Below are 14,218 nucleotides of genomic sequence, written 5' to 3'. Positions count from 1 at the left end.
CCTTGCCCGATGCGCGCGCAATACGGTTGGCCATTTCATTGACTGCACTTCGCGCGGTCATAGACTTGATCGTCTCGCTGCATCGCTCGCTCACGCGTCGTGAGCCAAAGTCACAAGCAAGCAACAAGACAGGCTATATGAGCATCAACTCCCACGATCATTCCATCACCCGCCGGCTCGCCGCATCGCTGTTCGCCGCCGCCATCACGCTGTCGACGACTGCCGCGTCGTTTGCCGCGGACACCGTCGTGTTGCGCGTCGGCGACCAGAAGGGCGGCAACCGCTCGCTGCTCGAAATCTCCGGTTATGCGAAGGACCTGCCCTACAGAATCGAATGGTCGGAATTCCCCGCGGCCGCGCCGATCCTGGAAGCGCTCAACGCCGGCGCGCTCGACGTCGGCTACACTGGCGATCTCTCCTTCCTCTCGGTCTACGCCGCCGGCGCGCCGATCAAGGCGATCGGCGGCACCAGGTCGGATGCGAAGACGCAAGCCATCCTGGTGCGTCAGGACTCGCCGATCAAATCGGCCGCCGACCTTAGGGGTAAACGCCTCGCCGGCACGCGCGGCGGCTGGGGCCAGTTCCTGATCGACGCGACGCTGGAGAAGGCGCAGATCAAGCTTGAGGATGCGACCTTCGCGCCGCTCGGCCCCGTCGATGCCAAGATCGCGCTGGTCGCCGGCTCGATCGACGCCTGGGCGGTGTGGGAGCCTTACGTGTCGTTCGCCACGCTGAAGGACAAGGCGCGGGTGATCGCCGACGGCGAAGGCCTGACGCCGACCATCACCTTCATTGTCGCCTCCGACAACGCCATCGCCACCAAGCGCGCGGCGGTGCAGGATCTGGTGCAGCGGCTGAACAAGGCGCGGCTGTGGTCGCTGGATCACGTTTCCGAATATGCCAAGAACACCGCCGAGCTGACCAAGCTGCCGGAAGACGTGCTGCTGTCAGCCTATACCGCGCAGCGTACCAGCCCGATCGTGATCGACGAGAACGTGGTGAAGGAGGTGCAGGAAGCCTCCGACCGCTCGACGCGTTACGGCATCCTGCCCAAGAAGCTCGACGTTAGCAAAGCCGTCGACCGCAGCTTCACCGCTGCGGCCGCCGGCTCGAATTGACTCCCCAATGGATGAACTCAACGCCCCAACAAAGGTGCGTTCCCTAACCCCTTGTGGGGGAGGGTTAGGGAGGGGGGTAGCCCAAGAAGAGGTGCGAGTGATGACGCACAGAGGACGGGCGCGACGGAGAGAATCCCCGTGTGGCACCCCCCTCCCTGCCCCTCCCCCTTGTGGGGGAGGGAACGGAGAGAGCGCTGCTGTTGTCCGAACTCAGTTCGACTTCGATCCTTCGCGCTCTAAACGCTGGCAGGCCTCGCTTCAAGCCCGGCCCGCTGCATCTCGCCGCGATCGTGCTCATGCATTTCGCCTGCATGAGCCTGATCGTGTGGCTCTCGCTCTAGCTTCGCGCGATCACCAATATCCGCGATAATAAGGCCTGTAGTACGCGCGAGGCCGGTAATAGCCATAGCGGTAGCCGTAGTACGGACGGGGACGGTAATAGGAACGATATCCATAACCGTAACCCGGACCATAGGCGTAACCCGGTCCATAGCCACCATAATAGGCAGGCGCATAACCATAGCCATAGCCGCCGTAATACGGGCCGCCGCCGTAATAGCCGTAGCCATAAGGCGCGCTGCTGGCGATGGCGCCGCCGATGATCGCGCCGGCCGCAAGGCCGCCAAGACCCCAGCCCCAGCCCCCGCCCCAGCCTCGGCCGCGCCAATGCACCTGCGCGACATCGTCACCAACAGCGGCCTTCATGGTCGCGACGTTGGTCGGCAGCGGGGCCGCTGCCGTCTGTTGAATTTGACCGGCGATGACCACACCGGCGACCGAACAGGCAATTGCCGTTTTCCAGATCCTCATCGACTTGCTCCCTGTCTGACGTCTTGCTTGGAAAAGGATCGCAGCGGCATGATCGGGCATCTTTGCGCCAAGTCAAAGCCCGGATTTTCAAAGCCCGGATTTGCGTGCGGCGCACAAGCCTCATCCATGCCTCGCTGCGAGCCGGCTGCCGGCCTGCGAGGCGGACCAACGCGCCCGCTCTGCCCGACGTGACACCGGCGCGATGCCGGAGCCCTGCGGCCAAGGCGAAGCATTAAGCTTCCCGCCCGCGCAACCAACAACCTACTTCACGATTGACTATTCGTACCGTTACTATCGGTTCCAATGGCGCGAGGCTTCTCGCGACAAATAGCCTCGGCCTGCGCCGGGTGGGAGTGGGAGGAATGACATGAGTGCCGCGAGACCCGAGCCGCTTGCCCGTCAGGCGCTGGCGTTCGTCCTGGCTGGCGGACGCGGCAGCCGGCTCCTGGAGCTGACCGATCGCCGCGCCAAGCCGGCCGTCTATTTCGGCGGCAAGTCCCGCATCATCGATTTCGCGCTGTCGAATGCCGTCAATTCGGGCATCCGCCGCATCGCAGTCGCCACCCAGTACAAGGCGCACAGCCTGATCCGGCACCTTCAGATGGGCTGGAACTTCTTCCGCCCGGAGCGAAACGAGAGCTTCGACATCCTCCCCGCGAGCCAGCGCGTCTCCGAGAACATGTGGTATGTCGGCACGGCGGATGCGGTCTACCAGAACATCGACATCATCGAATCCCACGCTTGCCGCTTCATCGTGGTGCTGGCCGGCGACCACATCTACAAGATGGATTATGAGGTGATGCTGCGCCAGCACGTCGACAGCGGCGCCGACGTCACGGTCGGTTGCCTGGAGATGCCGCGGACGGAATCCTCGGGCTTCGGCATCATGCATATCGACGAGAACGGCTGGATTAAGGAGTTCCTGGAGAAGCCGAAGGATCCGCCGCCGATGCCGGGCAAGCCGGACGTCTCGCTCGCCAGCATGGGCATCTACGTGTTCGACGCGAAGTTCCTGTTCGAGGAGCTCAAGCGCGACGCCGAGGACCCGAACTCGAACCACGATTTCGGCAAGGACATCATTCCCTACCTCGTCAAGAACGGCCGCGCGATGGCGCACCAATATTCCACCTCCTGCGTGCGTTCCGGCAGCGACCCGCGCGCCTATTGGCGCGACGTCGGCACGGTCGATGCCTATTGGGCCGCCAATATCGACCTCACCGACGTCGTGCCCGAGCTCGATTTGTTCGACAGCTCCTGGCCGATCTGGTCCTATGCGGAGATCACGCCCCCGGCGAAATTCGTTCATGACGAGGAGAGCCGGCGCGGCCAGGCCGTGAGCTCGCTGGTCTCGGGCGGCTGCATCATCTCCGGCGCCTCGCTGCGCCGGTCGCTGCTGTTCACCGGCGTGCGCATCAACTCCTATGCCAATGTCGAGAACGCCGTGATCATGCCCTATGTCAGTGTCGGCCGCGGCGCTCGCCTGAAGAACGTCGTGATCGACCGCGGTGTCGAGATTCCGGAAGGACTCGTGATCGGCGAGGACCCGGCGTTCGATGCCAAGCGCTTCCGCACCACCGAGCAGGGGATTTCGCTCGTCACTCAGCCGATGATCGACAGGCTCAATACATGAGGCCTGTTCGCGTCCTCGCGGTCGCTTCTGAAGTCTATCCCATCGTCAAGACCGGCGGCCTCGCGGATGTCGCCGGCGCGCTGCCGATCGCACTGAAGGCGCATGGCGTCGAGATGCGCACCTTGATGCCGGGCTATCCCGACGTGACGCGGATCGTATCGAACGCGGAGGAGATCCGGAGCTGGCCGGATTATTTCGGCGGGCCGGGCCGGCTGCTCGCGGGCTCCCATGACGGGCTCGACCTGTTCGTGCTCGACGTGCCGCATCTCTATGCGCGGCCGGGCAATCCCTATGTCACCACAGAGGGTGTCGACTGGCCGGACAATGGCGTGCGCTTCGCGGCGCTGTCGCGCATCGCCGCCGATATCGGCCACGGCCTCGTCCCCGCCTTCGTACCCGATGTCGTGCACGCCCATGACTGGCAGGCCGGGCTCGCGCCGGCCTATCTGCACTATGACAATCGCCCGCGACCCGGCACCGTGATGACCATCCATAACATGGCCTATCAGGGCAAGTTCGCTCCCGAGCTGATCGGTGCGATCGGCCTGCCCTGGCGCGCGTTCACCGTCAACGAGATCGAATATTTCGGCGGCATCAGCTTCTTGAAGGCGGGCCTGCAATTCGCCGATCGTATCACGACGGTGTCGCCGACCTACGCGCAGGAAATCCAGAGCGACGAAGGCGGCATGGGGTTCGGTGGCCTGCTGCGCGCACGCGCGAACGTGCTGAGCGGCATCCTCAACGGCATCGACATCTCGGTGTGGAATCCGCAGGACGATCCGCACATCGCCTACCGCTACGGCGCCGAGGACCTGACGTTCCGAGCCGCGAACAAGGCGGTGCTTCAGCAGCAGTTCAATCTCGATTCCTCCGACGAGGCGCCGCTGCTCGGCGTCATCAGCCGGCTGTCCTGGCAGAAGGGGCTCGATCTGCTGCTGGAGGCCATTCCGACCATTCTGGCCGAAGGCATGCAGCTCGCGCTGCTCGGCAGCGGCGACCGCGATCTCCAGGATCGCTATCAGGCCGCAGCCCGCGCCAATCCCGGCCGGATCGGCGTCGTGATCGGCTATGACGAGATTTTGGCGCACCTGCTCCAGGCCGGCTCGGACGCGCTGATCGTGCCCTCGCGCTTCGAGCCGTGCGGCCTGACCCAGCTCTGCGCGCTGCGCTACGGCGCCGTTCCGATCGTCTCACGCGTCGGCGGGCTCGAGGACACCATCGTCGATATCAGCGAGGCCGACGCCGCCGACCGCGATGCCACCGGTTTCAAGTTCGCACCCGTGACGGCGGAGGCCCTCGCCGGCACGCTGCGCAAGGCCAACACCGCCTTCCACGACAAGCCGACCTGGCGCCAACTGCAACGACACGGCCTTGCGACCGACGTCTCCTGGCGCAACCGCGCCGGCGACTATGCCTCGCTTTATCGTGGGCTCATGGCGGAGCGCGCCTGAGGCATGACCGTCGTCGAATCCATGCTATAGAGCCGGCATGGACCCGTTCGTGATCAAGCTGATCGGCTTTGCCGCCGCCACCTGCACCACCGTGGCTTATGCGCCGCAGGCCATCAAGGTGTGGAAGACCCGCTCCACCGGCGACATCTCGCTTGGCATGTTTCTGGTCATGGTGCTGGGCCTCGCGCTCTGGCTGATCTACGGCCTGCTCTCGGGCGATGCGCCGCTGGTCGCCGCCAACGCCATCACCATGCTGCTCGCCGGCGGCATTTTGTTCATGAAGCTGAAATACGGGTGAGCTTGCGCGATGCGTAGGGCGGATTAGCCCTTGGCTGCGCGAAGCGCAGTCCGCGGGCGTAATCCGCCACCTCTATTGCCGCACGATGGCGGATTACGCTTCGCTAATCCGCCCTACGAATTCATCCAAACACATACGACGCCATCGCGACGCCTGCGACCTCGTCGACGAAGACGCGCTTGCCAACATCACCGCCGGCGGCGCCGGCGGCCACCATCAGCGGCAGCAGATGGTCCTCGCGCGGATGCGCCAGGCGCGCGCTCGGTGCATTCTCCCAATCGACCAGCATCGCGTTGCGGCGGGCCGGATCGGGGTTGCTGATCGCCTCGTTCAGATAGGCCTCGAAGTCAACCGAGACCGGCTTGGACTCCGGCCGGTTGAAGCCGCGCATGTTGTGATAGGTCAGCCCGCTGCCGACGATCAGGATGCCTTCATCGCGGAGCGAGGCAATCGCCTCGCCGACCTTGACGTGCTCGGCGGCATCGTAAGCAGACTTCAGCGACAGCAGCACGATCGGCATGTCGGCGTTCGGATACATCAGGCCGAGCGGCACGAAGGTGCCGTGATCGAAACCCTGGTTGGGATCTTCCCGGCAATCGACGCCCGCGCCCCCGAGCAGCGTCTTCACTCTCGTCGCAAGCTCGGGCTTGCCCGGCGCCGGATATTTGAGGTGGTAGGTATGCTCGGGGAAACCGTAATAGTCGTACACCATCGGCGGCTGCGCCGAGGTCGACACCGTGAAGGCATCGGCCTCCCAATGGCCGGTGATGACGAGCACGGCCTTCGGCCTCTCCGGGAGAAGCTGCGGCAACCGGCCGAACTCTTCGGCGGTCCTGGCATATTGCACCCGCCGGTCCTCCATGAAGGGCCAGGGGCCGCCGCCATGCGACAGGAACAGGGTCGGAAATCGCGTCATGGGGCTCGTCTCATCGGCACTCTGCGCGCGTGCCCGCGCGTCCGGCGGCGAGCATAGGCAAACCGGCATGGTTAGCAAGTCGTTAACGATTTGCCGCCCAAAATCCCCGGCGTGGCCGAAGCAGTCGGCCTGAAGACAAGTGAGACGTGAGATGAAGAAGTTTGCGCTGGGGGACGTCGTCAACAGTGACAAGGGCCGCCGCGGCATCGTTCGCGCCGCCTTCAAGTCGCGCGAAGGCCAGCAGTTCTACGCCGTCGAGAAGGACGGCGCGATGGACTATCTGGAGGAAGGCCGGCTGACGCCGGCGCCCCGCGTCGAGCTCGCCGCTTAAGTCCAACTCATTTTTTGCTCTCGCCTGCGATCCGGTCGAGACGCTCCGACCAGGGGTCGTCTCCGCTCGCGATGTGATCGTTCGCGATCAGCAGCAGGCGATCGCCGCCCGCGGCTGCGTCCCAATGCGGCAGACCGGGACCGTTGGGATCGCCGCTTCTGGCGAAGTTGATCCAATAGGACCGCATGCGGCTTGCGACCTCGCGATCAGCCCGCGAGAAGATGCCCGCTCCCGGCACGCCTTCCGCACCGAAGATGAACTGCAGCTCGCGCCCGTGCCCGGGCCCGGGATTGGCGCGACGCGCCTCGGGCACATAGGCGAAGCGATAGCGAAAGGCCGCCGCGCCGCTTGGGGCATGCAGGCGCGCCAGCAGTCTTGCGGGCTCGGAAAAAACTTTGTCGGTGTAGAACCGTGCCGCAAGATCCGAAGGCTTGGCGAGAGAAGGCTTGTCGAGAGAAGGCTTGGCGAGATCAGGATAGAGCTTGCGCAGCTCATCGCTTGTGAGGCCTGACGCTTCAAGCTCCTCCTTGGCATCGAACTCGCCGTCGAAGCCGGTCTCGTCGTCGTTCGAGCCGATCATCAGGGGAATGCGGCTTTGATGTCCGGCCGCAAAGCCTGCAGCGATATCCTCGGTCGCCAGAGCTCCGTCCATCATCGGCGCGAAGCCCTGCCGCGATTGCTCCAGCAGACGGCTTTCGGCGGCAAGCAGGCGTCGCGGTCCGGCGGCACGCAAATCCGCCTGCGGTCCAAGCGCCGCCACGAACTGCCGGCCCATGGCCTGCGCATCCTGCACCGAGCGCAGGGGCGCGCGAGCGGGCACCGATTGCAGAATGGCCTTCTGGAACAGATCGCGCGACTGCGCAGACAGCATCAGAAGCGCGATCGATGTCGCGCCCGCGTCGCTGCCAAACAAGGTGACGTTGTGCGGATCACCGCCGAAGGCTGCGATGTTGTCATGAACCCAATGCAACGCGGCGATCTGGTCCATCAGGCCGTAATTGCCGGAACCGCCGTCCGTCAACGCGGGATCAGTGAGCCAGCCGAGCACGCCAAGGCGATAATTTGCGGTGACCACGATGAGGCCGGCCTGCGCCAGCCTGGCACCGTCGAACAGCCGCTCATTCGCGGTGCCACCGATGAAGCCGCCGCCATGGATAAACATCATCACCGGCAGCGGGCCGTCGACCCCGAAAGGGCGGAACACGTTCAGCGTCAGGCAATCCTCGCTCGCATCAGGCAAGGACGGCTGAAGGCACGGCGCGCCGTAATCGTAGGCGGTGTGCATCTCCGAACTTTCGGGCGTCGGCTGTGGCGGGCGCCAGCGCAATGCGCCGACCGGCGGCGCCGCATAGGCCAGTCCCTTGAACGAGGCCACCTCACCTTCGACGGCGCCGAGAATCTGTCCTTCACGCGTCAGCGCGAATGGAAACTGTCCGACCGGCTGCGCCACGGCCGAGCCGGCGCAACACAGGACAATGGAGGCCGCAAGAAGCGCGAGCAGGGATCGCATCTTCGGTGCATCTCGATGCGCGGAACGGTTTCCTGCAGGTTACGTCCGCCGCCGTCGGCGGGGCAAGCCTGCCGGCTCGCACTAACCGCGCTTTGCGAGAATCTCCGCCAGCGCGTGCCGCGCGACGATGCCGAGCTCGCCGAGCGTGGAGTGCCCGGCCCGCGCCGCTTCGATCAGGCGTTCGGCGATGAACCTGCGGCTGTCGTGATCGCCGCCATGCGGCAATTGCCGGCACGTCTGCTCCAGGACGACGTCCATGTTCGCTTTGGTCCGCTCACTCAACTCTGGCATGACGCTCGATCGTTACGCGTGGCTTGTAACCGCAAGCATACACAGGCGGATCGGGCATGATTAGCCCGGGCAATCACGGCCATTGTGCATCGCGGTGCGTGTAGTGCCGCAACATTCACGCGCCACGGTGACGCCGCAAACGCCTACCGAAGATTGCACTTGCTGTGATGACAAGCCGTGCATGTGGCGATAGCCTGCCGGCAAAACAAAACATACGGGAGGATGCCATGCCAGATGCGATGGTTGCCACACGTGCCTCGGATGAGCGCGGAACCGCTCAGCAGGTCGATGTCGCCGTGGTCGGCGCCGGCTTTGCCGGCCTCTATCTCCTTCATCGCCTGCGCAAGGCCGGCCTCTCGGCGGTCGGCCTCGAAGAGGCCGGCGACGTCGGCGGCACCTGGTACTGGAACCGCTATCCGGGCGCGCGCTGCGACATCCAGACCATCGACTACAGCTACACCTTCGATCCCGAGCTCGAGACGGCCTGGACCTGGTCGGAAAAATACGCGACCCAGCCCGAAATCCTGCGTTATCTCGGCTTCGTTGCGGACCGCTACGACCTCAGGGGCGACATCCGCTTCAGGACCAAGGTCACCGAAGCCAAATGGGACGAGAAGGCCGAGCGCTGGCAGCTGACCACGGACAATGGCGCGCCGGTCTCCTGCCGCCATTACATCATGGCCACCGGCTGCCTCTCGGCGCCGAAGCCGCCGGAGATCGACGGCGTCAAGGATTTCAAGGGCGAAGTCTATTTCACCGGACGCTGGCCGCATGGCGGCGTCAACCTCGCGGGAAAACGCGTCGCCGTGATCGGCACCGGCTCGTCGGCGATCCAGTCGATCCCGCTGATCGCCGAGCAGGCCGCGCATCTGACCGTGTTCCAGCGCACGCCGAACTTCGCACTGCCTGCCCATAACGGCCCGGCACCATCCGACCGCATGAGCCTGCTGCAGTCCGATCGCCCGGCCTATCGCGAGCAGGCGCGCCAGTCGATGGCCGGCGTGCCCTATCCGCAGCAGACGGTCGTGAGCTGGCAATTGAGCGATGCCGAGCGTCGCGAGCGGTTCGAGCGTGCCTGGGCCGCCGGCGACCTCGTCCACATCCTGACCCAGCTCTGGGCCGACCAGGCCGTCGACGTCGACGGCAACAAGATCGTCCAGGACCTGATCCGCGAGAAGATCCGGGCGGCAGTCAAGGATCCCGAGACAGCGGCTGCGCTCACGCCGCACGATCATCCCTTCGGCGCCAAGCGCCCCTGCCTCGACACCAATTATTACGCCACCTACAACCGGCCGAACGTCACGCTGGTCAATCTGCGCCAGGAGCCGATCAAGGCGATCACGGCGAGTGGCATCTCCACGAACGGCCGCAGCGTCGACGTCGACGTCATCGTGTTCGCGACCGGCTTCGACGCCATGACTGGCGCGATCCGCGCCGTGCACCCGATCACGGGGCGCGGCGGCAAATCGCTCACCGATGTGTGGGCCCACGGTCCGCAGACCTATCTCGGGCTCACGGTGGAAGGCTTCCCGAACTTCTTCATGATCACCGGACCCGGCAGCCCGTCGGTGCTGTCGAACATGGCGGTCTCGATCGAGCAGCATGTCGACTGGGTCGTCGACCGCCTCGCCGCGCTGCGCGATGCCGGCTTCACCACGATCGAGCCGACCGAGATGGCGCAGGCCGGCTGGAACAGGCACATGGCCGACTGCTCGATGCTGACGCTGCACCGGCTCGCCAACACCTGGTACACGGGCGCCAACGTCCCAGGCAAGGTGCAGGGCCTGATGCCCTATACCGGCGGCGTCGGCCCCTATCGCAGCATCTGCGACGAGGTGACGAGCCGCGGCATGCTCGGCTTCAAGCTCACCGGCCCCGGCGGTGCCGCGCAGTGCAATGACGGCGAGGTGGTGCGCCTGCAGCCGGACGTGCGGCTGGTGCTGAACCTCTTGGCCACGCTCAACCTGCCGCCGATCGAGTCGATGGGCGCGGCGGGCGCACGCGCCTTCGTCAACGAGTTCAACAAGGGCCGCCCCGCCGGACGCTTGATCGGCGAGATCGTCGACGGCACCCTGCCCGGCATCGACGGTCCGCTGCCCTATCGCATCTTCAAGCCTGCAACGCCCGGCCCGCATCCGGTCGTGGTCTACTTCCACGGCGGCGGCTGGGTGCTCGGCGACGAGCAGTCGGACGAGCCGTTCTGCCGCGACATGGTGCGCAGGACCGGCATGATGTTCGTCAGCGTCGGCTATCGCCACGCCCCCGAGCATCGCTTCCCGGCCGCGGCGGAAGACGGCTATGCGGCAACGCGCTGGATCGCCGAGCACGCCGCCGAGCTCGGCGGCAAGCCCGGGCCGGTGCTGGTCGCTGGCTGGAGCGCCGGCGGCAACATCGCCGCCGTCACCTGCCAGCTCGCGCGCGACCGGGGCGGGCCGGAGATTGCAGGCCAGCTCCTGATCTGCCCCGTCACCGACTGCACCTTCGACCGTCCCTCCTACAACGACAATGCGACCGGCTATTTCCTGACGCGGTCGCTGATGTACTGGTTCTGGGACCTCTATTGCTCACCGGCCGACCGCACCGACCCGCGCGTCTCGCCATTGCGCGGCAAGGTCGAGAAGCTGCCGCCGGCTTTCGTCGCCACCTGCGAGTTCGATCCGCTGCGCGGCGAAGGCATCGCCTATGCCGAGGCCATGGCGGCGGCGGGTGTCCCGGTCGAACAGTTGAAAGCGCACGGCCATTTCCACTCGTCCTTCACGATGGTGGACGTGGTGATCACCGGTGTGCAGGGCCGCGTGCAGATGGCCGAAGCCTTGCGGCGCTTCGCCGGGCTGCCGCCGGGGGTCAGCCGCGGTGACGAGGACAGTCACGGCGACGCCAGCCCGGGGAACAAAATCGCGGCGGCCGCGAGTTGAGCCGAAACGAAGCGGCCGGGAACCGTTTCCCGGCCGGCGTGGCGATTGGTGTGGCCCCGTCAGCCGGCTGTATCTGCCAGATACAGCTACGGCTGATGGTCAGGCAGCAACATCGATGCGGCGATGAGGCCGCCTGCTGATCCAAAAGCGGCAACAAGCCAGGGCCAGGCGTAATCGGCAGGCGTCCCTTCGTCCGATAGCATCGCACCGAGCGTTGCGATGCCGAGCGCAAATCCGGCCTGCCTCATGACCACGGTGACTGCCGAAGCCATACCCGTTTGGGCCGGAGGCACCAACGCAACGACAGCGCTCGACAGTTGCGGATGCGCGAGGACTGCGCCAATCCCGGTCAACAGCATTCCGGTTGCCGCCGCAGCGAGAACGACTTGCGCGTTCGGGAGCCAGCCGCTCGCCGCTAGCACCAGAATGAGATCGCCTGCCAGCAGCGCCAGCATCGCCGTCGCGAACAGCCGGCGCCAGCCCCAGCGTTTTGCCAGGCGAGCACCATAGGGCGGCAGCAGAAGCATCGGCAAGGTCGCGAAGAGCATTGCGAAGCCAACGGACGGGCCTGGCCAGCCGAACGCTGCACTCAGGAACGGAGGCAGATAGACGAGAACCGCCCAGTATCCAACAGAAACGGCAATCAGCAGCGAGGAAATGCCGACCATGACCGGCCGAATGAACACAGCGGGGTCGAAAATCGGCACGGGCCGGCGCCGCTGCTGCATCACGAAGATGGCGAGCAGACACGCGCTCAGCCCGAGGCCCGCTGCAATCCGGGCCGGCATTGCACCTCCCGTCAGCAGGCTCTCGATTGCAATACCAAGCGCAAACGTGAGAAGCACGACGCCGCTCCAGTCCAGCGGGCGGCCGGCAGGATCACGCGACTCTGCGACCAGCCGCGGAACGGCCAGAAGCGCGAGCAGACAAAGCGGGATATTGGCCAGGAAGATCCAGCGCCATCCGAACCAGGCCGAGACAAGTCCCCCGAGCGTTGGTCCGAGCGCCATGGCGATGCCTGAGAGCACACCCATGAACGCAAAGGCGCGGGCGCGCTCGTCAGGCCGAGCATAGGCACTCGCAAGCAGCGCAATGCCTCCAGTGATGACGAACGCCGCGCCAAGGCCTTGAATTGCACGCGCGGCCCACAGCATTGGACCGGCCGTCGCAAAGCCGCAAATGATCGATCCGACCAGAAACACGACGTTGCCGCCAAGCAGAGCGCGTCGACGTCCATATTTGTCGGCCAGCGCGCCGGCGGCGAGCAGCCCACCGGTAAATGCCAGACTATAGGCATCCATCACCCAGGCATAGGCAGCGCCGCCGAAACCGAGTTCGGCGGCCATAGCCGGCATCGCGACAACAACCGCGGTGACGTCGAATTGCGTCAGAAAGGCCGCCATGCCGAGCACCATCGCTGGCAGCGAGTCGTGCCAACGGCGTCGGGGCTGCATATCGGGTTCAGGCGTGATCATCGTTGTCCCATCGTGAAAGCGTCTGGTACCGATATGCATGCCAGGCCGAGGCCTGCGCCAATGCGATGTATTCACATCGGCATGAAAATATTTCATGATGATGCAATGCGCTCATTTCCTCCCTTCGACGGGCTGATTGCGTTCGAGGCCGCCTTGAGACATGCGAGCGTCACGCGCGCTTCCGCAGAGCTCGGGCTCACGCAGAGCGCGGTCAGTCATCGGCTTCGCAAACTCGAGGACTTCGTCGGGACGCCCCTCCTCATTCGGCAGCCGAGCGGCTTATGCGCCACGCCCGCCGGTACTGCCCTCTCGAACGAGTTGGCCGGTTTGCTCGACAGGATGGCGGATTTTCGTGCGCTCTGTCGCGCCGCTGCTCCGCCTCCGGCCTTGAAAGTCGGCGTCGGTGCAGCGCTTGCCGACTATTGGCTCGTGCGCCGCTTGCCCGATTTTGCGCAGACGCATCCCGGCATACCGGTTGAGCTGGCCGTACGTGAAGCCGACGCACACGCGAGGTCGAACGATCTTGACGTCGCGGTGCTGTGGCAACCAGCGGCGGGCTTGAGGCCAACGTCCACGCAACGTTTGCTATTTCGCGAGCATGTTTACCCCGTCTGCCACCCACGCCTGCTGCCTGGCCAGCGACCACTGACCGACGTGACGCGCCTCAAATCGTTGCCGCTCCTGCACAAGGGCCGGGCCGGCGAAGACCGTGGGGTCGAGTGGTCATGGAGCACCTGGTTCGAACGATTGGACCTCGGCCGCCCGCCACCCGCCGAGATACGTTTTGCAACGATAGCTACCGCCATAGCCGCCGCCCTCGCCGGCAACGGGATCGTGCTCGCGCGTTCGCTGCTGGTCCAGGATGCGCTCAAGGACGGGAGACTGGTTCGGGTGCTTCCGCAATCGTGGGACTTGCCGTCGAGCAAGGCTCAAATCGTGCGCTGGCCCCCGGCAATGGCCAAAGATCCCCGCGTGAAGGCGTTTGTCCGCTGGATATTGCAAACTCCGAAGATTCCCAACGATTGAGCCTTACGCCGTAGCGGATTAGCCGGGAACCATTTCCCGGTCATCGCGTTGGGTGCCTGTGGCATTGAGATGCAGCGACAGGTATGGGCCCCGGCACGCAAATCCGCGTGCTGGGGTGTTTTTTGCGTGAGGTGGGACGATGGGGGACGCGGTTGCGGATTCAAAAGTCGATTTCGATGCGCTTGCGGCCCTGCATAAATGGCCATCATTGGCAAATCAGCGCCGGCCGGACCGGGAATCCTACCCGATAAGGGAAGGTACCCTCGACGAGTGCATCTCGGCGTTCATGGGGAAGCCGGCGACGACCCGGCATCTCTATGAGATCCGGACAGCGGCGCAGCCGCCGCTCGTGACCGGCATTCTCTCGCCCGAACACGTCATCGAGCTCTCGCGCTGGAGAGAATTTCTCTGACGGCGCTTCACATGCAGGCGCGTAGGAACCTTCTG

General features: G+C 65.1%; 13 protein-coding genes. 8 read left to right on the top strand and 5 right to left on the bottom strand.

Translation table 11 applies throughout. The annotated features are described in order from the left end of the window. Positions 1-137 precede the first annotated feature (137 nt). A complete protein-coding gene (locus tag RAD04_RS12695) occupies positions 138-1,118 on the top strand; it encodes an ABC transporter substrate-binding protein (protein ID WP_461624059.1) in 981 nt (326 codons plus the stop codon). A gap of 351 nt (positions 1,119-1,469) precedes the next feature. Here the strand turns inward: RAD04_RS12695 and RAD04_RS12690 are convergent, their stop codons facing one another. Next, complete coding sequence (locus RAD04_RS12690; RefSeq protein WP_461624058.1) at positions 1,470-1,928, bottom strand: hypothetical protein; 459 nt, start codon at positions 1,926-1,928, stop codon at positions 1,470-1,472. Positions 1,929-2,295: 367 nt separating this feature from the next. On the opposite strand from RAD04_RS12690, the gene glgC reads away from it, so the two are divergent. The 3 genes from glgC to RAD04_RS12675 are packed head-to-tail and all read left to right on the top strand — an operon-like array spanning position 2,296 to position 5,307. Beyond that, entirely contained in the window at positions 2,296-3,558 is a 1,263-nt protein-coding gene (gene glgC, locus RAD04_RS12685) for a glucose-1-phosphate adenylyltransferase (RefSeq protein WP_461624057.1), read from the top strand. After that, complete coding sequence (gene glgA / locus RAD04_RS12680) at positions 3,555-5,009, top strand: glycogen synthase GlgA (RefSeq protein ID WP_461624056.1); 1,455 nt, start codon at positions 3,555-3,557, stop codon at positions 5,007-5,009. Before glgC ends, glgA begins: the two co-directional genes overlap by 4 nt. A 37-nt stretch (positions 5,010-5,046) precedes the next feature. Next, the gene (locus RAD04_RS12675) at positions 5,047-5,307 is read left to right on the top strand and encodes a SemiSWEET transporter (RefSeq protein ID WP_028145410.1); all 261 of its coding nucleotides are present in this window, start codon (positions 5,047-5,049) and stop codon (positions 5,305-5,307) included. Positions 5,308-5,428: 121 nt separating this feature from the next. On the opposite strand, the gene RAD04_RS12670 is transcribed toward RAD04_RS12675, so the two are convergent. Further along, complete coding sequence (locus RAD04_RS12670) at positions 5,429-6,223, bottom strand: DODA-type extradiol aromatic ring-opening family dioxygenase (RefSeq protein ID WP_461624055.1); 795 nt, start codon at positions 6,221-6,223, stop codon at positions 5,429-5,431. 151 nt (positions 6,224-6,374) lie between these two features. On the opposite strand from RAD04_RS12670, the gene RAD04_RS12665 reads away from it, so the two are divergent. Next, the gene (locus RAD04_RS12665) at positions 6,375-6,554 is read left to right on the top strand and encodes a hypothetical protein (RefSeq protein WP_028145412.1); all 180 of its coding nucleotides are present in this window, start codon (positions 6,375-6,377) and stop codon (positions 6,552-6,554) included. A gap of 7 nt (positions 6,555-6,561) precedes the next feature. Here the strand turns inward: RAD04_RS12665 and RAD04_RS12660 are convergent, their stop codons facing one another. Both RAD04_RS12660 and RAD04_RS12655 read right to left on the bottom strand, forming a co-directional pair. Beyond that, complete coding sequence (locus RAD04_RS12660) at positions 6,562-8,064, bottom strand: carboxylesterase/lipase family protein (protein ID WP_461624054.1); 1,503 nt, start codon at positions 8,062-8,064, stop codon at positions 6,562-6,564. A gap of 81 nt (positions 8,065-8,145) precedes the next feature. Next, positions 8,146-8,355, bottom strand: a complete 210-nt coding sequence (locus RAD04_RS12655; protein WP_104463219.1) for a hypothetical protein — start codon at positions 8,353-8,355, stop codon at positions 8,146-8,148. Between the two features lie 227 nt (positions 8,356-8,582). Between RAD04_RS12655 and RAD04_RS12650 the strand changes: the two genes are divergently transcribed. Next, positions 8,583-11,270 carry a flavin-containing monooxygenase gene (locus tag RAD04_RS12650; RefSeq protein ID WP_461624053.1) on the top strand — a complete coding sequence of 896 codons (2,688 nt, stop codon included), beginning with the start codon at positions 8,583-8,585 and terminating at the stop codon, positions 11,268-11,270. A gap of 86 nt (positions 11,271-11,356) precedes the next feature. Here the strand turns inward: RAD04_RS12650 and RAD04_RS12645 are convergent, their stop codons facing one another. After that, on the bottom strand, positions 11,357-12,745 hold the full coding sequence (locus RAD04_RS12645; protein WP_461624052.1) for an MFS transporter: 1,389 nt from the start codon (positions 12,743-12,745) through the stop codon (positions 11,357-11,359). 81 nt (positions 12,746-12,826) lie between these two features. Between RAD04_RS12645 and RAD04_RS12640 the strand changes: the two genes are divergently transcribed. Further along, entirely contained in the window at positions 12,827-13,771 is a 945-nt protein-coding gene (locus tag RAD04_RS12640; protein ID WP_461624051.1) for a LysR substrate-binding domain-containing protein, read from the top strand. Between the two features lie 139 nt (positions 13,772-13,910). Further along, a complete protein-coding gene (locus RAD04_RS12635; RefSeq protein WP_461624050.1) occupies positions 13,911-14,183 on the top strand; it encodes a hypothetical protein in 273 nt (90 codons plus the stop codon). Positions 14,184-14,218: the final 35 nt, after the last annotated feature.

The organism is Bradyrhizobium sp. 25ACV (assembly GCF_054863005.1).
This window is presented reverse-complemented; position numbering and strand designations above follow the sequence as displayed.